A 17,532-nucleotide genomic window follows, 5' to 3' on the forward strand; every position below is an offset into this window, starting at 1 on the left:
GGCAGTCACAAGGGCAACATCAGCATCACCGGACCCGGCGAGTCACCCGATCGGCCCGGCGAAGAGGAGCGGTACGTGAGCGAGAGCAGCGCGGAGGTCGTCGTGGACGTCGCCTCCGCGGCCGTCGCGGCCTCCGCCGCGGGGGCGGCGGGAGGCTGGCGCCGGGCGACCGGCATCGCCGGCGTGGCGATAGGCGTGGTGGCCGCGGGCGCGGCCGCCGGTGTCGCCCTGGAGCGGATGACGGTCGGCCGCGGCATGCGCCAGAAGGCCCGGCTCGCCCTGGACTCGGCGGGGCCGTACGGCTCCCTGCGGGGCATGCCCGGCAAGGCTTTCGCCGACGACGGCACGGAGCTGTACTACGAGGTCGACGACCTCGACGAGGAGGCCGCCCCCGCCGCCATCGGCCCGCGCCGCCGCCGGCTGTTCGGCCGGAAGTCACCCGCTCCCGTCACCGTCGTGTTCAGCCACGGCTACTGCCTCAACCAGGATTCCTGGCACTTCCAGCGGGCGGCCCTGCGGGGCGTCGTACGGACCGTGCACTGGGACCAGCGCAGCCACGGCCGGTCCGGACGGGGCGTGGCCCAGACGCGCGACGACGAGCCGGTCACCATCGAGCAGCTGGGCCGGGACCTGAAGGCCGTCATCGACGCGGCGGCACCCGAGGGGCCGCTGGTGCTCGTGGGGCACTCCATGGGCGGCATGACGGTGATGGCGCTGGCCGACCAGTACCCGGAGCTGATCCGCGAGCGGGTCGTCGGGGTCGCCTTCGTGGGCACGTCCTCGGGGCGGCTGGGCGAGGTCAACTACGGCCTGCCCGTCGCCGGCGTCAACGCGGTGCGGCGGGTGCTGCCCGGGGTGCTGAAGGCGCTGGGGCAGCGGGCCGAGCTGGTGGAGAAGGGACGCCGGGCGACCGCGGATCTGTTCGCCGGGATCATCAAGCGGTACTCGTTCGCGTCCCGGGACGTCGACCCGGCCGTCGCCCGGTTCGCCGAGCGGATGATCGAGAGCACTCCGATCGACGTGGTCGCCGAGTACTACCCGGCGTTCAACGACCACGACAAGACCGAGGCGCTCGCCCACTTCGCCGACCAGCCGGTCCTCGTACTGGCCGGGGTGCAGGACCTGGTCACGCCGAGTGAGCACAGCGAGGCCATCGCCGATCTGCTGCCGGACGCCGAGCTGGTGCTGGTGCCGGACGCGGGTCACCTGGTGATGCTGGAACACCCGGAAGTGGTCACCGACCGCCTCGCCGACCTGCTCACCCGCACGGGTGCCGTGCCCGCAGGGGCTACCGTGAAGGGCTATGGAAGCACCAGCACCGCACAGCCCGGCTGAGCCCGGTTCCGTCCAGATCGTCGTCACGTCCCCCGAGCAGATGCGGGAGCTGGGCCGCCGGCTCGCGAAACTGCTGCGCGCGGGCGACCTGGTGATGCTCAGCGGGGAGCTCGGCGCGGGCAAGACGACGCTGACCCGCGGGCTGGGCGAGGGGCTCGGCGTGCGCGGGGCCGTCACCTCGCCGACGTTCGTGATCGCCCGCGTGCACCCCGCACTGGGCGACGGGCCGCCCCTGGTCCATGTCGACGCCTACCGGCTCTCCGGCGGTCTCGACGAGATGGAGGACCTCGACCTCGATGTCTCGCTGCCCGATTCCGTGGTGGTCGTGGAGTGGGGTGAGGGCAAGGTCGAGGAGCTGACCGAGGACCGGCTCCAGGTCGTGATCCACCGGGCGGTGGGCGACACGACCGACGAGGTCCGGCAGATGACGGTCACCGGTGTGGGGGACCGCTGGGCCACGGCCGACCTGAGCGTGCTCGCCGCCTGAGTCCCGGTGCGCGGGCATTCGGTGGACGTTCCGACAAGACGTCGGCAAGATGTTGCATCCGGCGTCTTGTGCGTGGTCACATGGTATCCAGTCAGTGGTTAGGTGTGCCTAACCACGTTGCCCCGGCCCTTCGGGAGGCGTCCATGTCGGCTACAGAGAGCAAGGGGCAGCCGCAGTGGTTCGCGGTCGCCGGGGTGTCCATGCGCGACCTGCTGGCGGCCGGCGAGGCGGCGGCGCTGCTCTCCACGCCCCCGCGCGCACCCGACCCCGAGGTCTCCCGGCGGAGCGCCGAGCACCGCGAAGCGGCCTAGCGGCCCTGGGGCCCGCCCCGTGCCAGGGGTCTAACGGACGACCACGACCGTGCGGCCGATCGTCGCGAACGTCCACATCGCGTCGCCGTCCACGCGGGACTCGCGGATGCCGCCCGTGCGGACCTTCGGGCCGCGGGCGGGGGCCGGGGGCGCCGACTCGTTCACGGCCGCGCTGAAGCCGATGACCACGCCGTCCACACTGGCGAAGCGCACCACGTGCTCGACCGGAACGCCGTCGGAGCCGGTGACGAAGTTGGAACGGGACGTCACCGCATACGTGCCCGGGGCCGGGTCCACCGCGCTCGGGTCGACCTCGAACGTACGGCTGATCGCCTCGTCACCGGCGACCAGCCACACCCGGTCGCCGCGCAGCGAGTACACGACCCGGGCACCCTTCCCGGAGTCGGCGGGCAGTGCGGTGGGGTCCTTCTCGACCTGGGGCGCCTTCGACGTACCGGCCGCCGGGGCGACACCGGCCTTCGCCGCCCTGCCCAGACCGGCCGGGACGGTCTCGGCGGCCTGGTGGGCGAGGTAGCCGACCGTCGCGAGGGCCGCGGCGGTGAGCCCGGCCACGATTCCCGAGCTGCTGGCGGACACCGGCATCCCCCTCACGTCTTGTATCGACACCGTGACGGTAGGTGACCGTAGCAGCAGGTGACGACCCGGCAGGCGCGACCGTGCCGGGCCCCGGGGAGCCGTAGGCTGTTTGCGTGCTCTTGCTCGCTCTGGATACCGCCACGCCCGCTGTCACCGTCGCGCTGCACGACGGACGCGATGTCATCGCCTCGTCGAGTCAGGTGGACGCACGGCGGCACGGGGAACTGCTGCTGCCGGCGATCGACCGCGTGTTCACCGAGGCCGGTCTGCGGCTCGACGCCGTCACCGGCATCGTCGCCGGGATCGGTCCGGGACCGTACACCGGGCTGCGCGTCGGCCTGATGACCGCCGACACCTTCGGGCTCGCGCTCGGCGTCCCGGTGCACGGTGTGTGCACGCTGGACGGCCTCGCCTACGCCGCCGACCTGCAGGGCCCGTTCGTCGTCGCCACCGACGCCCGCCGCAAGGAGGTGTACTGGGCCCGCTACACCGACTCCCGCACCCGGGTGACCGACCCGGCCGTGGACCGGCCCGCCGACATCGCCGAGCAGGTCGCGGGGCTGCCCGCGGTCGGCGCGGGCGCGCTGCTGTACCCGGAGACCTTCCCCAGGGCGCACGAGCCGGAGCACGTCTCCGCCGCCGCCCTCGCTCGGCTGGCCGCCGAGAAGCTGGCGGCCGGGGAGGAACTCCCCGCGCCCCGGCCGCTGTACCTGCGCCGCCCCGACGCCCAGGTCCCCAAGAACTACAAGGTGGTCACCCCCAAGTGACCGAACCCGTGACGTGCACGCTGCGCGAGATGCGCTGGTGGGACATCGACCCCGTGCTGGAACTGGAACGGGACCTCTTCCCCGAGGACGCCTGGTCCCGCGGCATGTTCTGGTCCGAGCTCGCCCACGCGCGCGGGCCCGAGGCCAACCGGCGGTACGTGGTCGCCGACTCCGGCGCCGGGATCGCCGGGTACGCCGGTCTCGTCGCCACCGGTGAGCAGGCCGACGTCCAGACCATCGCCGTGGCCCGCGAGCGGTGGGGCACCGGCCTCGGCGGACGGCTGCTGGCCGAACTGCTGCGGGCGGCCACCACCTTCGAGTGCGCCGAGGTGATGCTGGAATGCCGGGTCGACAACGTCCGCGCACAGAAGCTCTACGAGCGCTTCGGCTTCGAGCCCATCGGTTTCCGGCGCGGCTACTACCAGCCCGGGAACGTGGACGCCCTGGTGATGCGCCTGACCTCCCCCGAGAACTCCGTACAAGGAACCGAGATCAATGGCTGACGAACCCCTCGTACTGGGAATCGAGACCTCCTGCGACGAGACCGGCGTCGGCATCGTCCGGGGCACCACCCTGCTGGCCGACGCCGTCGCCTCCAGCGTCGACGAGCACGCCCGCTTCGGCGGGGTCGTCCCGGAGGTCGCGAGCCGCGCCCACCTGGAGGCGATGGTCCCCACCATCGACCGGGCCCTGAAGGAGGCGGGCGTCACCGCCCGCGACCTCGACGGCATCGCCGTCACCGCCGGTCCCGGACTCGCCGGTGCCCTCCTGGTGGGCGTCTCCGCGGCCAAGGCCTACGCCTACGCCCTCGGCAAGCCCCTCTACGGCGTGAACCACCTCGCCTCGCACATCTGCGTGGACCAGCTGGAGCACGGCGCGCTGCCCGAGCCGACCATGGCACTGCTGGTCTCCGGCGGCCACTCCTCGCTGCTGCTGTCCTCCGACATCACCTCCGACGTCCGCCCGATGGGCGCCACCATCGACGACGCGGCCGGCGAGGCCTTCGACAAGATCGCCCGGGTGCTGAACCTCGGCTTCCCCGGCGGCCCGGTCATCGACCGGTACGCGAAGGAGGGCGACCCGGCCGCGATCGCCTTCCCGCGCGGTCTGACCGGCCCGCGCGACCCGGCCTACGACTTCTCCTTCTCGGGGCTGAAGACCGCCGTGGCGCGCTGGATCGAGGCCAAGCGGGCGGCGGGGGAGGAGGTGCCGGTACGGGACGTGGCGGCGTCCTTCCAGGAGGCGGTCGTGGACGTGCTGACCCGCAAGGCCGTCCGGGCCTGCAAGGACGAGGGCGTCGACCACCTGATGATCGGCGGAGGTGTGGCCGCCAACTCCCGGCTGCGCGTCCTCGCCCAGGAGCGCTGCGAGGCCGCCGGGATCCGGCTGCGCGTGCCCCGGCCCAAGCTGTGCACGGACAACGGCGCGATGGTCGCCGCCCTGGGCGCCGAGATGGTCGCCCGGAACCGGGCCGCGTCGAGCTGGGACCTGTCGGCCGACTCCTCACTGCCGGTGACGGAGCCTCACGTCCCGGGCGACCACGACCATGTCCACGAGGTCAGCAAGGAGAACCTCTACTCGTGACGGTCGCCTTGATGTGGGAGGCCCGGGCGTCCGAAGGGCGGGGCGAGGACCTGCTGGCCTGGGCGCGCGCCCAGGACCTCCCCCGTGAGCCCCTGCGCCGGGAGACCTTCCGGGCACCCCGGGACCGGGTCCTCGTCCTCACCTGGTGGGACGCACCCTTCGACGCCGAGCTGCCCGAACTGCCCGAGCCGGACGGTGAGTTGGTCACCCGGGCGGTGCATCGCTGGCGGTTCGAGTCGGTGGCGGTCGGCTGACCGGGCCGTTCAGCCGAGGACGGGGGACACCTCCGTCTCGCAGCGCAGCCGCCGCTCCGTGCCGAGCGCCCGCACCGGGCCCGTGAGGGTGAGGTGCGCGGTGTGCCGTACGTCCGCGCTGGAGGCGGCCAGCCGTAGTTCCAGGGCGCCCGGTTCGACCACCCGCCGGCCCGAGCGGTCGGTGAACGCCGACAGGTCCGCGTGGAAGCGGAACGTGACCCGGGCCGCCTCGCCCGGGGCCAGCTCCACCCGCCGGTAGCCGATCAGCCGGACGTCGGGGCGGGTCACCGAGGCCACCGGGTCGTGCAGGTACAGCTGCACCACCTCCGCCCCCTCGCGCTCGCCGGTGTTCCGGACGGTCACCGACACGTCGTGGGAGCCGTCCGTACCGACCTCGGCCGGTGCCGTCGCCGAGCAGTCCTCCCAGGCGAACGCCGTGTACGAGCGGCCGTGGCCGAAGGCGTACAGCGGGGTCGGGTCGAGGTTGCTGACCTCGCCCGCGAGACCCAGCGGCGGCTGGAGATAGGTCCAGGGCTGCCCGCCCGGTACCCGCGGGACGCTGACCGGCAGGCGGCCCGAGGGGCTCACGCGGCCCGACAGGACGCCCGCGACCGCCGGGCCGCCCTCCTCCCCCGGGAAGAACGCCTGGACGACCGCCCCGAGGCGGCCGTGCCAGCGGCCCAGGGCGTAGGGGCGGCCGGTCAGCAGCACCAGCACCACGGGCACGCCGGTGGCGGTCAACGCGTCCAGCAGTTCCCCCTGGGCGCCCGGCAGGCCGAGGTCCGTGGCGTCGCAGCCCTCGCCCGAGGTGCCGCGGCCGAACAGGCCCGCCCGGTCGCCGAGGACCGCCACGCACACGTCCGCCTCGGCGGTGCGGGCGACGGCCTCCTCGAAGCCCCCGGTGTCCGGGTCCGTCACGTCGCAGCCCTGCGCGAACGTCACCTTGGCGTCGGGGAGTTCGGTGCGCAGGGCGTCCAGCACGGTCGGGATCTCGATACCGGTCGGCACCCCGGGGTGGTGGGTCAGGACGTGGGACGGGAAGGAGTAGCAGCCCAGCATGGCCAGGGCGTCGGCGGCCCGGGGGCCGACCACCGCGATGCGGGTGTCGGGGGCCAGCGGGAGCAGCCCGTCGGGGTTGTCGAGCAGGACCACCGACTCCTCCGCCAGGCGGCGGGCGAGGATACGGTTGCCCGTCGAGTCGAGGTTGATCGCGGTGGCGGGCTCCGGGGTCCAGTCCTCGTCCAGCAGGCCCAGTTCGCACTTCTGCAGCAGGACGCGACGGGCCGCCCGGTCCACCAGCTCCTCGGGGACCGCGCCCGAGCGGACCGCCTCCAGCAGCGGCCGGCCGTAGCACTTGACGGTCGGCAGTTCGACGTCGATGCCGGCGGTGAGGGCCGCGTGGGCCGCCCCGGCCGGGGTCGCGGCGACCCGGTGGAGGGTCTGGAGGAAGCCGATGCCGAAGTAGTCGGCGACGACCGTGCCGGTGAAGCCCCACTCCTCGCGCAGGAGATGGGTCAGCAGCCCGGGGTCCGCGGAGGCCGGGACCCCGTCCGTCTCGGTGTAGGCGGCCATCACCGAGCGGGCGCCGCCCTCGCGCAGGGCCATCTCGAAGGGCGGCAGGGTGACGTCGGCGAACTCGCGGACGCCGGCCCGTACCGGCGCGAGATTACGGGCACCGGCCGAGGAGGCGTACCCGGCGAAGTGCTTGAGCGTGGCGACGACCCCGGCCGACTCCAGGCCCCGCACATAGGCCGCGCCGACCGTGCCCACCAGGTACGGGTCCTCGCCGATCGTCTCCTCCACACGGCCCCAGCGCGGATCGCGTACGACGTCCAGCACGGGCGCCAGGCCCTGGTGGACGCCGGCCGAACGCAGGTCGTCGCCGATGCGCCGGGCCATCTCCTCGACCAGCGGTGGGTCCCAGGTCGCGCCCCAGGCCAGCGGGACCGGGTAGGCCGTGGCCTGCCAGGCGGTGAAACCGGCCAGGCACTCCTCGTGCGCGATCGCCGGGATGCCGAAGCGGCCGGCCGCGGTGATACGGCGCTGGGCGCGGGCCAGGGCCTGCGCGCCCAGCGCCGGGTCGACGGGGGCGGTGCCGAACGAGCGCGTGAGCTGGCCCAGACCGTGGGTGATCAGCTCGGCCCATTCCTCCTCCGAGGCCTCGACGGTCATGTCGTGCTGGTGCGGAGCGACCCCGTCGCCGTCCGTCGCGGCGCCCACCCACACGCCGTACAGCTGGGCGGTCTTCTCCTCCAGGGTCATCCGGGAGAGCAGGTCGTCGACGCGGGCGGCGGCGGGCAGCGCGGGATCACGCCAGGGCGCGGTGGTCATGAAGCTCCTGTCGGGGGGACGGACGGCCCTCTCACGAACGTTTTCACGAATGTTTCGTTATGAACTTCGAATGTTCCGGGAACCTATGGCGGTGTGAGGACTTCGTCAAGGGGGCCCGCAGGGTTACGATCGCCGCCATGACATCCCCGGAGCCCGTTGAAAGCCGGACGCAGAACCGGACGCAGGGGCGTACCGCGCAGACCGCGACGCTCGCCGAGATCGCCCGTGAGGCCGGTGTGTCGGCGCCGACTGTTTCGAAGGTCCTGAACGGCCGCGCCGACGTCGCCCCGGCCACCCGGGCCCGCGTCGAGGACCTGCTGCGCGTCCACGGCTACCGGCGACGCCGTGCCGAGGCGACCCGTTCGCCCCTGATCGACCTGGTCTTCCACGAGCTGGAGAGCGCCTGGGCGATGGAGGTCATCCGGGGTGTGGAGAACGTCGCCCGGGACGCCGGCCTCAGTGTGGTGCTGTCCGAGAGCGCGGGGCGGCTCACCCCCGGGCGGACCTGGGCCGACCAGGTCGCCGCGCGTCGGCCGCACGGGGTGATCCTGGTCCTGTCCGGGCTCGACGAGTCGCAGCGGGCGCTGCTGACCAGCCGGTCCATCCCGTTCGTGGTGATGGACCCGGCCGGCGACCCCGGCGCCGACGTGCCGTCCATCGGCGCGACCAACTGGCAGGGCGGTCTCGCGGCCACCCGGCACCTGGTCGAGCTCGGGCACCGCAGGATCGGCGCGATCAGCGGACCCTCGCAGATGATGTGCAGCCGGGCCCGGATCGACGGTTACCGGGCCGCGCTGGAGACGGCCGGGCTTCCGGTGGATCCGGCCCTGATCGCCAGCGGCGACTTCCACCACGAGGCCGGCTACCGGCTGGGCCTGGAGCTGCTGCGCCGGCCGGACCGGCCGACCGCGGTCTTCGCCGGGAACGACCTGCAGGCGCTCGGGCTGTACGAGGCCGCGCGTGAGCTGGGGCTGCGCATCCCCGAGGACCTGAGCGTGGTCGGGTTCGACGATCTGCCCGTGGCGCCCTGGGTCGGGCCGCCGCTGACGACCGTACGGCAGCCCCTGACCGAGATGGCCGAGGCGGCGGCCAAGCTGCTCCTCGACCTCGGGCGGGACGAGGAGACCCTGGCGGCGACCCGCGTGGAGCTGGCGACGAGCCTGGTGGTGCGCAGCAGTACGGCGGGGCCGGCGCAGCGTCCGGTGTAGTGCCGCCGGGCGTTTCGGACGCTTTCGCCCCGCGCCGAAGTCAATCGGCTTCGCCCGCGAAACTTTCGAAGGACCAGGATCGCCGGTGTCCGGCGGCTTCGCCCGGGCGTACGACCGGTGCGCGGGAGTGGGTGCACCCGGCCCGGCTTCCGTGTCGGCCGGTTCCCGTGGTGGCGGTGGGGCGGGCCCGGCGCCAGAAATCTGAGAATTTCCGAAGAAAGGCCGCCCTGCGCTCCCTGCCCGTAATAATTCGGACTTATGTTCCTGCTCGTGACGGGACATCACGGGGACCAGGGCACAGAAGCGGGCCGGCGGTCGAGAGCGTTGAGGATCGCCGGCCTCATCTTGGCGGGGACGCTGGTGCTCGGTGCCGGGGCGGCCGGCTGGGCCTACTGGCATCTCAGCGACAACATCACCGGCGTCGACATCGACAGCGCGCTGGGCGACAACCGGCCGCCGAAGCCGGTGACCACCCCCTCGCCCTCGGCCCCGGCCGTGCCGAGCGAGGCCCTCAACATCCTGGTCCTCGGCTCGGACTCGCGCAGCGGCAAGGAGAACCGCAGGCTCGGCGGCGGCGACAGCTCGGGCGCCCGATCCGACACGGCGATGGTCGTCCATCTCGACGCCGGGCGGACCAGCGCGACGGTGGTGAGCATCCCGCGCGACACCCTGGTCACCCGCCCGGCCTGCCCGAGCCCCTCCGGTGGCTCGACGCGGGTCGCCCACCAGTCCATGTTCAACAGCGCGTACGAGGTGGGCGGTCCGGTCTGTGCGGTGAAGACGGTCGAGGCGATGACGAACGTCCGCATGGACCACTACCTCGAAATCGACTTCTCCGGCTTCGCCCGGCTGGTCGACGCGCTGGGCGGCGTCACCGTCACCACGGACGAGGACATCGCCGACGAGGACAGTCACCTGCGGCTGAAGGCGGGCACCCACCACCTGGACGGTGTTCAGGCCCTCGCGCTCGCCCGCACCCGGCACGGCATCGGCGACGGCAGCGACCTGGGCCGTATCGGCCTTCAGCAGAAGCTGGTGAAGGCCCTGCTGGAGCAGATCTCCTCCGAGGACCTGCTCACCGACCCGGCCAAGCTGTACCGCGTCGCCGACACGGTCACCGCCGGCCTCACCACCGACACCGGCCTGGACTCCCTCGCCGAACTGACCCGCCTCGGGCAGAGCCTGCGGGGCCTCTCGGCGAGCGGCGTACGGACGGTGATGATGCCCGTGGTGCAGGCCCCGTCGGATCCCAACCGGGTGGTGGCCGAGGAACCCGAGGCCGGGAAGCTGTGGGAGTCGCTGCGCTGACCTGCGCGGACGCGTTCCGGGGAAAATCCTCGAAGAAAATCCGGCGAGCGTGTCGATCCAGCGGGCCGCCGATCGACGCAAGGGTGACAGCGGGGAAGAGCCCCGCTCCGCACATCCCGAGGAGTCACCGTGCCGCGCTTTCTCACCCTGATCCGCATCGACGAGAAGAACGCCCCCGCAGAAGGGCCGAGCCCTGAGCTCATGGAGCGGATGGGCAAGCTGCTGGAGGAGATCACCAAGGCCGGGGTCATGCTCGACACGGCCGGGCTGACGCCGACCTCGGACGGCAGCCGGGTGACCTGGGAGGGTGGGCAGCTGTCCGTCACCGACGGGCCGTTCACCGAGTCCAAGGAGCCCGATGAGGAACAGGCACTCGTGGCGGCTACGCCCGCACCCGGTGCCCGATGAGCATCGCCGGTGCCCCCGCGACCCTGGTCAGGAAGACCGTCGCCGCGTGCGGGCCCTGCGGCTTGACCTTCCTGCGGAGCTCCTCCGGCTCGACCGCCGAGCCCCGCTTCTTCACGGTCAGCGTGCCGACCTGCCGTTCCCGCAGGAGGGCCTTCAGCTTCTTGACGTTGAAGGGCAGGTGGTCGGTGATCTCGTAGGCCGTGGCGTACGGGGTCGGGCGCAGGGCGTCGGCCGTGACGTACGCGATGGTCGCGTCGAGCAGGCCGCCGTCGACCCGGTCGGCCACCTCGGCGACCAGGTGGGCGCGGATGACGGCGCCGTCGGGCTCGTAGAGGTAGCGGCCGGGCGGGCGGACGTCCGGGTCGGGCAGGCCGCGGGAGAGCAGGGTGCGGGGGCCCGGCAGGAGGGTCGCCCGGACCGCCCCCGGCTCGGTGCCGAACCACAGCACCGCCTCCTTGACGTCCCCGCCGTCGGAGATCCACTCGGCCTCGGCGTCCTCGGGGACCGCCTCGTGCGGGATGCCGGGGGCGATCTTCAGGGCGGCGACGCGAGGGGCCCGGCGGGCGGCGGCGACCGCCCAGGACAGGGGCGGCGAGTAGGCCTCGGGGTCGAAGATCCGGCCGCGTCCGCCGCGCCGGGCGGGGTCCACGAAGACGGCGTCAAAACCGGCCGTGTCCACCTCCGTCACGTCCGCCTCGCGCACCTCGACGAGCCCGGCCAGGTCCAGCGCGTCCGCGTTGGCCCGGGCCGCGGCGGCGGTCTGCGGGTCCCGGTCCACGGCCAGGACCCGGATTCCGGCGCGGGCCAGCGCGATCGCGTCACCGCCGATGCCGCAGCACAGGTCGGCGACCGAGGTGATGCCCGACTCGGCCATGCGCCGGGCCCGGTAGGCCGCCACGCTCGCCCGGGTCGACTGCTCGACGCCGTTCGGCGTGAAGAACATCCGGCCCGCGTCCTCGGCCCCGAACTTCACCACCGCCCGCTGCCGCAGCCGTGCCTGGCCGAGCGCCGCCGACACCAGCTCGGCGGGGTGCTCGCGGCGCAGCCGGGTCGCGACGGCCAGCTCCTGCGCCGGGTCGGTGTCCCGCACCTCGTCGAGGAGGGCGCGGCCTTCGGGGGTGAGGAGGAGGGCGAGGTCGTTCACCGGATCATTGTCGGCCACGCGAAACAGGGGGCGGTGGCCGGTCCGATGCCGACCGCCCCGCTGCGAGCGCTGCCCGGGGCCTGCCGCCCACGGGTCCCGCTGTCGTGCGACCGGGTCGTCGGATGGTGAGTCGTCCGGCGGTGGTGCTCGCGGGTCCCGCCGTCGTGTGGGCCGGTCGGTGGATGATGAGTCGCCCGGTCGTGGTGTCGGGGTGGGTTCAGGGCAGCGGGCTGCGAGGATCCGGCACCATGCGAGCAGTCGTACAAAATGACAAAAGTCGGGCACCGGGACCGGCGTTCGTCGGCGTACGGATCGTCCTCGCCGTGCTCGTCCTCGCCGCCATCGCCTCCGGCTGCGCGCAGGACGGCGGCGACCAGGTCACCCCGGCGGGCGGCCAGCAGCCCCTCGACGCAGCCCCGGCCCGCGCGCTCGACTCCTACGCCGACAAGCTGCGCGCCGCGCACGCCGCCCGGGTCGCCGCCGCGCACCGCTGGGGCCTGCGCAGGACCCCGTCGGCCGCCCCGCCCGCGCCCGCGAAGAAGCCCAGGATGAGGACCCGCAAGGGCTTCGAGGTGGACGGCCACCGGGAACTGGACCTGCCGCCGGTCTTCACCAGGATCCCCACCCAGGACAAGGTCGTCTTCCTCACCATCGACGACGGCGCCGAGAAGGACCCGTCGTTCCTGCGGATGATGAGCGACCTGGACGTCCCGTACAGCGCCTTCCTCAGCGGCTACCTGGTCAGGAACGACACGCCCTACTTCCGGAAGATGCAGTCCCGGGGCGTGGTCCTGCACAACCACACCCTCAACCACCCCAACCTGCGGGGTATGTCCTACCGGAAGCAGAAGCGCGAGATCTGCGGCATGCAGCGCTACATGGAGATGCGGTTCGGCAAACGCCCCACCCTCTTCCGCCCGCCCTACGGCAGCTACGACCGGGCGACCCTCAGGGCCGCCAGGAAATGCGGCATCGCGTACGTGCCCCTGTGGAACGAGGAGGTCTTCGCCGACCACTGGGAGTACCGCGACGGGGGCCGCAAGCTGCACCCGGGCGACATCGTCCTCACGCACTTCCGGGGTCGTGACCAGTGGAAGGGCACCATGGCCGACATGATCCGCCGCTTCCTGAACAAGGTCACGGCCCAGGGGTACACGGTCGGGCGGCTGGAGGACTACCTGTGAGGCGCCAGGCCGCCGTACTGCTGTGCGCGGTCCTGCTGGCCGGCTGCTCCGGGGCGGCGGCTGAACGGCCGGGCACCGGCGACGACCGGGCCCGGGACCCGGCACGCGGGGTGACCGACCCGCGCCGGCTGCCGCCCGTCGTGGACCACGTCGCCATCCGCGAACCCGTCGTCTTCCTCACCTATGACGACGGCGCCGAACGCGACCCCCGCTTCGTCGGCCTCGTCCGCGAACGGCGGCTGCCGGTCAGCATGTTCCTCACGGACACCGTCGTGGGACCCGGCTACGGCCACTTCGCCCGGCTGCGCGCGGTCGGCGCGTCCATCCAGAACCACACCCTCGACCACCCCGCCCTGCGCGGCCTGCCCTACGCCGGCCAGCGCGCCGAGATCTGCGGCCAGCAGCGCAAACTCCGCGCCCGCTTCGGCATCGTCCCCCGCCTCTTCCGCCCGCCCTACGGCACCTACGACACCACGACCCTGCGCGCCGCCGCCGACTGCGGCATCACCGCGGTCGTCCTGTGGCGCGCGTCCCTGAACGCCGAGGGCGAACTGACCTACGCCCGCGGCGAGCCCGGCCTGCGGCCCGGTGACATCGTCTCGGTGCCGTCGGACGGGACGGGGCCGCCGACCCTGGCCGAACGCACCGTGCGACTGCTGCGCGAGATCGAGGCGAGGGGGCTGCGGGTGGGGCGGCTCGAGGACCACCTGGAGAGAAGACCGGCCCGACGCGCCGTCGGTAATTAGCAGTCCGCTTGACCGAGTGCTAATCGCAGTCATAGTCTCGGCTCTGGCACTCCCCACTGGAGAGTGCCAACACAGCGACGGGCAGGTCCGGCACCCGCGACGACGGATCCACCTGGTCGCCACCTCAGACAGTTAACCCCGTGAGATCTCCGAAGGGGGAGGTCGGATCGTGACGACCACCAGCTCCAAGGTTGCCATCAAGCCGCTCGAGGACCGCATCGTGGTCCAGCCGCTCGACGCCGAGCAGACCACCGCCTCTGGCCTGGTCATCCCGGACACCGCCAAGGAGAAGCCCCAGGAGGGCGTCGTCCTGGCCGTGGGCCCGGGCCGCTTCGAGGACGGCAACCGTCTTCCGCTCGACGTCTCCGTCGGTGACGTCGTGCTCTACAGCAAGTACGGCGGCACCGAGGTGAAGTACAACGGCGAGGAGTACCTCGTCCTCTCGGCCCGCGACGTGCTCGCGATCGTCGAGAAGTAATTCACCCCAAGCACATTGCTTTGAACTGCGCCCCTGGCCCCCGCGATCGATAAGAAGCCGGGCGCCCGGGGCGCAGTGCCGTATATCCCAGATTCCGGAAGAGGGCTCACGCTCCCATGGCGAAGATCCTGAAGTTCGACGAGGACGCCCGTCGCGCCCTCGAGCGCGGCGTCAACAAGCTTGCCGACACGGTCAAGGTGACGATCGGCCCCAAGGGCCGCAACGTCGTCATCGACAAGAAGTTCGGCGCCCCCACCATCACCAACGACGGTGTGACCATCGCCCGCGAGGTCGAGGTCGAGGACCCGTACGAGAACCTCGGTGCCCAGCTGGTCAAGGAGGTGGCGACCAAGACCAACGACATCGCGGGTGACGGTACGACCACCGCGACCGTGCTCGCCCAGGCGCTCGTGCGCGAGGGCCTGAAGAACGTCGCCGCCGGTGCCTCCCCGGCCGCCCTGAAGAAGGGCATCGACGCCGCCGTCGCCGCCGTCTCCGAGGACCTCCTCGCGACGGCCCGCCCGATCGACGAGAAGTCCGACATCGCCGCCGTCGCCGCGCTGTCCGCCCAGGACCAGCAGGTCGGCGAGCTCATCGCCGAGGCGATGGACAAGGTCGGCAAGGACGGTGTCATCACCGTCGAGGAGTCCAACACCTTCGGCCTGGAGCTGGACTTCACCGAGGGCATGGCCTTCGACAAGGGCTACCTGTCGCCGTACTTCGTGACGGACCAGGAGCGCATGGAAGCCGTCCTGGACGACCCGTACATCCTCATCACGCAGGGCAAGATCTCCGCCATCGCGGACCTGCTGCCGCTGCTGGAGAAGGTCATCCAGGCCAACGCCTCCAAGCCGCTGCTGATCATCGCCGAGGACGTCGAGGGCGAGGCCCTGTCCACCCTCGTCGTGAACAAGATCCGCGGCACCTTCAACGCCGTCGCGGTGAAGGCCCCCGGCTTCGGCGACCGCCGCAAGGCGATGCTGCAGGACCTGGCCGTCCTCACCGGCGCCACGGTCGTCTCCGAGGAGGTCGGCCTCAAGCTCGACCAGGTCGGTCTGGACGTCCTCGGCTCCGCCCGCCGCATCACCGTCACCAAGGACGACACCACGGTCGTCGACGGCGCCGGCAACAAGGACGACGTGCAGGGCCGCGTCGCCCAGATCAAGGCCGAGATCGAGTCCACCGACTCCGACTGGGACCGCGAGAAGCTCCAGGAGCGCCTCGCGAAGCTGGCCGGCGGCGTGTGCGTCATCCGTGTGGGTGCCGCCACCGAGGTCGAGCTCAAGGAGCGCAAGCACCGTCTGGAGGACGCCATCTCCGCGACCCGCGCCGCGGTCGAGGAGGGCATCGTCTCCGGTGGTGGCTCCGCGCTCGTCCACGCCGTGAAGGTCCTCGAGGACAACCTCGGCAAGACCGGCGACGAGGCCACGGGTGTCGCGGTCGTCCGCAAGGCCGCCGTCGAGCCCCTGCGCTGGATCGCCGAGAACGCCGGCCTGGAGGGCTACGTCATCACCTCCAAGGTCGCCGAGCTCGACAAGGGCCAGGGCTTCAACGCCGCCACCGGCGAGTACGGCGACCTGGTCAAGGCCGGCGTCATCGACCCGGTCAAGGTCACCCGCTCCGCCCTGGAGAACGCCGCCTCCATCGCCTCCCTCCTCCTCACGACCGAGACCCTGGTCGTCGAGAAGAAGGAAGAGGAGGAGCCGGCCGCCGCGGGCCACGGCCACGGCCACGCCCACTGAGGCACCGACCTCGTAGCAGAAGCCCCCGTTCCGCCCAGGCGGAACGGGGGCTTCTCCCGTAGGCCCTGCCGGTCACAGCTCCAGCGGATCGAGCACCCCGAGCTGCTGCATCAGCCCCAGCCGGTCGTACTGCCACCAGCCCTCGGCGATCTTCCCGTCCGGAGTGCAGCGGTGGACGGTCGTCCCGGTCATGGTGACGTCCTTCCCGGTCGGCGGAATCCCGAGGAAGTCGCCCTGGTGGTGCCCCTTCCAGGACCACCGGGTGCACACCCGGTCGCCCTGTGCCACCTGGTCCTCGATGGTGAACGAGAAGTCGAACCCGCCCCGCCACACCTCCACCTCGCGCCGCATCGCGTCCAGCCCGATGGTGTCCTGCGGGTTGCCGGGATCGTGGTCGTGGTAGTCCTCGACGAACACGTCGTTGAACGGCGGCGCGTCCCCCTGACCCGGCGCGAGCTCGAAGAACCTGCGCGCGGTGGCCGCGTACAGTTGCTCGTCCCGCACCACGTCCAGGTCCGTGAAGGTCGGCGTCTCCTCGCAGAGCGCCACCATGTCCTGGAAGATCCGGTCGGTCTCCGGCAGCCCGGAGTTGCGCATCGCCTCCTCGTACGACGGGAACTCCACGATCTCCACGATGTGCGAGGCATCGGCCCGGTCCGTCGCCACGACGCTGTGCGACGCGGTCCGCTTCCCCTTGGTCTGCTCGACCCACCGGTCCATCAGCCGGTTCATCTCGTCGAGCCGGCTGGTCCTGCATTCGATGAGCTGTACGAAGGTCATGGCCTCGCCTCCGGCCCCCCTGGGTCCGGCTGAACAGCTTCATTGTCCCAACCAGAGCGGCCCGTCGCCTCTTGGCCAAGGCTCCTACCGGGGGCCGTACTTCCGCCCCGTCCTGGACGAAACGGCCCCGAGCATCCCCCGCGGCACCAGCTTCGCCGCGCCCATCAGCGCCTTGTAGCGCGGGTCCGGGACGGACAGCGTCTTGCCGCGCGCCAGATCGTGCAGCGCCGCCGCCACCAGCTTGTCCGCGTCCAGCCACATCCAGCCCGGGATGTTGTCGGTGCCCATCCCGGCCCGGTCGTGGAACTCGGTGCGCACGAACCCCGGGCAGAGCGCCATCAGCCGTACGCCGCTGCCGGCCAGGTCACGCGCCGCGCCCTGCGTGAACTGCACGACCCACGCCTTGGAGGCGCCGTAGGTGCCGCGGGGGACGAAGGCGGCCACCGACGCGACGTTGACGACGCCGCCCCGGCCCCGCTCGCGCATCGCCCCGGTCGCCGCCGACGTCAGCCGCAGTACCACCTCGCAGTGCACCTTCAGCATCCGCAGTTCGTCCGCCATGGAGACGTCGAGAAAGCGGCCCTTGTTGCCGAACCCGGCGTTGTTGATCAGCAGGTCGACGGGGTTCTTGCGGTCGCCGAGGCGCCCGGCCACCGCCTCGATGCCCTTGTCCTCGGCCAGGTCGGCCGTCAGCACCTCCGCCTCGATGCCGTGCCGGTCGTGCAGCTCGGTCGCCTGTTCCCGAAGCCGCTTGGTGTCGCGGGCCACCAGCACCAGGTTGTGCCCGTCCGCCGCCAGTCGCCGCGCGAACGCGGCCCCGATGCCTGCCGTCGATCCCGTAATCAGAGCCGTTGTCATGGCAGAAGGT

18 protein-coding genes and 1 pseudogene are annotated in these 17,532 nt (G+C 72.3%); 14 read left to right on the plus strand and 5 right to left on the minus strand.

Annotation, left to right across the window (positions count from 1 at the left end):
- The first annotated feature begins 75 nt into the window (after window positions 1-75).
- The 3 genes from AB0B29_RS06140 (at window position 76) to AB0B29_RS06150 (ending at window position 2,133) form a co-directional block, all read left to right on the plus strand.
- A complete protein-coding gene (locus AB0B29_RS06140; RefSeq protein ID WP_362234585.1) occupies window positions 76-1,335 on the plus strand; it encodes an alpha/beta fold hydrolase in 1,260 nt (419 codons plus the stop codon).
- A complete protein-coding gene (tsaE, locus tag AB0B29_RS06145; protein ID WP_362234588.1) occupies window positions 1,304-1,822 on the plus strand; it encodes a tRNA (adenosine(37)-N6)-threonylcarbamoyltransferase complex ATPase subunit type 1 TsaE in 519 nt (172 codons plus the stop codon). The genes AB0B29_RS06140 and tsaE overlap by 32 nt, the downstream gene beginning before the upstream one ends.
- A gap of 143 nt (window positions 1,823-1,965) precedes the next feature.
- The gene (locus AB0B29_RS06150) at window positions 1,966-2,133 is read left to right on the plus strand and encodes a hypothetical protein (RefSeq protein ID WP_362234590.1); all 168 of its coding nucleotides are present in this window, start codon (window positions 1,966-1,968) and stop codon (window positions 2,131-2,133) included.
- A 30-nt stretch (window positions 2,134-2,163) separates the two neighbouring features.
- Here the strand turns inward: AB0B29_RS06150 and AB0B29_RS06155 are convergent, their stop codons facing one another.
- Window positions 2,164-2,730 (minus strand): hypothetical protein, encoded by a 567-nt coding sequence (locus AB0B29_RS06155; protein WP_362234593.1) that lies wholly within the window; start codon window positions 2,728-2,730, stop codon window positions 2,164-2,166.
- A gap of 113 nt (window positions 2,731-2,843) precedes the next feature.
- On the opposite strand from AB0B29_RS06155, the gene tsaB reads away from it, so the two are divergent.
- The 4 genes from tsaB to AB0B29_RS06175 are packed head-to-tail and all read left to right on the plus strand — an operon-like array spanning window position 2,844 to window position 5,335.
- Window positions 2,844-3,497 carry a tRNA (adenosine(37)-N6)-threonylcarbamoyltransferase complex dimerization subunit type 1 TsaB gene (tsaB, locus tag AB0B29_RS06160; RefSeq protein WP_362234596.1) on the plus strand — a complete coding sequence of 218 codons (654 nt, stop codon included), beginning with the start codon at window positions 2,844-2,846 and terminating at the stop codon, window positions 3,495-3,497.
- Complete coding sequence (gene rimI, locus AB0B29_RS06165; protein WP_362234599.1) at window positions 3,494-4,000, plus strand: ribosomal protein S18-alanine N-acetyltransferase; 507 nt, start codon at window positions 3,494-3,496, stop codon at window positions 3,998-4,000. Before tsaB ends, rimI begins: the two co-directional genes overlap by 4 nt.
- On the plus strand, window positions 3,993-5,081 hold the full coding sequence (tsaD, locus tag AB0B29_RS06170; protein ID WP_362234601.1) for a tRNA (adenosine(37)-N6)-threonylcarbamoyltransferase complex transferase subunit TsaD: 1,089 nt from the start codon (window positions 3,993-3,995) through the stop codon (window positions 5,079-5,081). Before rimI ends, tsaD begins: the two co-directional genes overlap by 8 nt.
- A complete protein-coding gene (locus AB0B29_RS06175; RefSeq protein WP_362234604.1) occupies window positions 5,078-5,335 on the plus strand; it encodes a hypothetical protein in 258 nt (85 codons plus the stop codon). Before tsaD ends, AB0B29_RS06175 begins: the two co-directional genes overlap by 4 nt.
- Before the next feature lie 9 nt (window positions 5,336-5,344).
- On the opposite strand, the gene AB0B29_RS06180 is transcribed toward AB0B29_RS06175, so the two are convergent.
- Window positions 5,345-7,666, minus strand: a complete 2,322-nt coding sequence (locus AB0B29_RS06180; RefSeq protein ID WP_362234607.1) for a glycoside hydrolase family 3 N-terminal domain-containing protein — start codon at window positions 7,664-7,666, stop codon at window positions 5,345-5,347.
- Between the two features lie 137 nt (window positions 7,667-7,803).
- On the opposite strand from AB0B29_RS06180, the gene AB0B29_RS06185 reads away from it, so the two are divergent.
- From AB0B29_RS06185 to AB0B29_RS06195, 3 genes and pseudogenes are all read left to right on the plus strand, one after another.
- The gene (locus AB0B29_RS06185) at window positions 7,804-8,874 is read left to right on the plus strand and encodes a LacI family DNA-binding transcriptional regulator (RefSeq protein ID WP_362234609.1); all 1,071 of its coding nucleotides are present in this window, start codon (window positions 7,804-7,806) and stop codon (window positions 8,872-8,874) included.
- Between the two features lie 258 nt (window positions 8,875-9,132).
- Window positions 9,133-10,182: an LCP family protein gene (locus AB0B29_RS06190; protein ID WP_362234612.1), complete on the plus strand. Its 1,050-nt coding sequence runs from the start codon at window positions 9,133-9,135 to the stop codon at window positions 10,180-10,182.
- 129 nt (window positions 10,183-10,311) lie between these two features.
- Window positions 10,312-10,536, plus strand: a pseudogene (locus tag AB0B29_RS06195) (YciI family protein); the annotation flags it as partial.
- A 28-nt stretch (window positions 10,537-10,564) separates the two neighbouring features.
- Here AB0B29_RS06195 and AB0B29_RS06200 read toward each other — a convergent pair.
- Complete coding sequence (locus AB0B29_RS06200) at window positions 10,565-11,734, minus strand: THUMP-like domain-containing protein (protein WP_362234614.1); 1,170 nt, start codon at window positions 11,732-11,734, stop codon at window positions 10,565-10,567.
- A 248-nt stretch (window positions 11,735-11,982) separates the two neighbouring features.
- Between AB0B29_RS06200 and AB0B29_RS06205 the strand changes: the two genes are divergently transcribed.
- The 4 genes from AB0B29_RS06205 (at window position 11,983) to groL (ending at window position 15,884) form a co-directional block, all read left to right on the plus strand.
- Window positions 11,983-12,918 (plus strand): polysaccharide deacetylase family protein, encoded by a 936-nt coding sequence (locus AB0B29_RS06205; RefSeq protein WP_362234617.1) that lies wholly within the window; start codon window positions 11,983-11,985, stop codon window positions 12,916-12,918.
- Window positions 12,915-13,664: a polysaccharide deacetylase family protein gene (locus AB0B29_RS06210; protein ID WP_362234619.1), complete on the plus strand. Its 750-nt coding sequence runs from the start codon at window positions 12,915-12,917 to the stop codon at window positions 13,662-13,664. The genes AB0B29_RS06205 and AB0B29_RS06210 overlap by 4 nt, the downstream gene beginning before the upstream one ends.
- Window positions 13,665-13,833: 169 nt before the next feature.
- Window positions 13,834-14,142, plus strand: coding sequence for a co-chaperone GroES (gene groES / locus AB0B29_RS06215; protein WP_003974211.1), 309 nt, complete (start codon window positions 13,834-13,836; stop codon window positions 14,140-14,142).
- 116 nt (window positions 14,143-14,258) lie between these two features.
- Window positions 14,259-15,884: a chaperonin GroEL gene (gene groL / locus AB0B29_RS06220; protein WP_362234622.1), complete on the plus strand. Its 1,626-nt coding sequence runs from the start codon at window positions 14,259-14,261 to the stop codon at window positions 15,882-15,884.
- A 72-nt stretch (window positions 15,885-15,956) separates the two neighbouring features.
- On the opposite strand, the gene AB0B29_RS06225 is transcribed toward groL, so the two are convergent.
- Both AB0B29_RS06225 and AB0B29_RS06230 read right to left on the minus strand, forming a co-directional pair.
- Entirely contained in the window at window positions 15,957-16,664 is a 708-nt protein-coding gene (locus AB0B29_RS06225) for an ester cyclase (RefSeq protein ID WP_362234624.1), read from the minus strand.
- 84 nt (window positions 16,665-16,748) lie between these two features.
- Window positions 16,749-17,522, minus strand: a complete 774-nt coding sequence (locus tag AB0B29_RS06230; RefSeq protein WP_362234627.1) for an SDR family NAD(P)-dependent oxidoreductase — start codon at window positions 17,520-17,522, stop codon at window positions 16,749-16,751.
- Window positions 17,523-17,532 lie beyond the last annotated feature (10 nt).

It is taken from the genome of Streptomyces tibetensis (assembly GCF_040647715.1).
Lineage (GTDB): Bacteria > Actinomycetota > Actinomycetes > Streptomycetales > Streptomycetaceae > Streptomyces > Streptomyces tibetensis_A.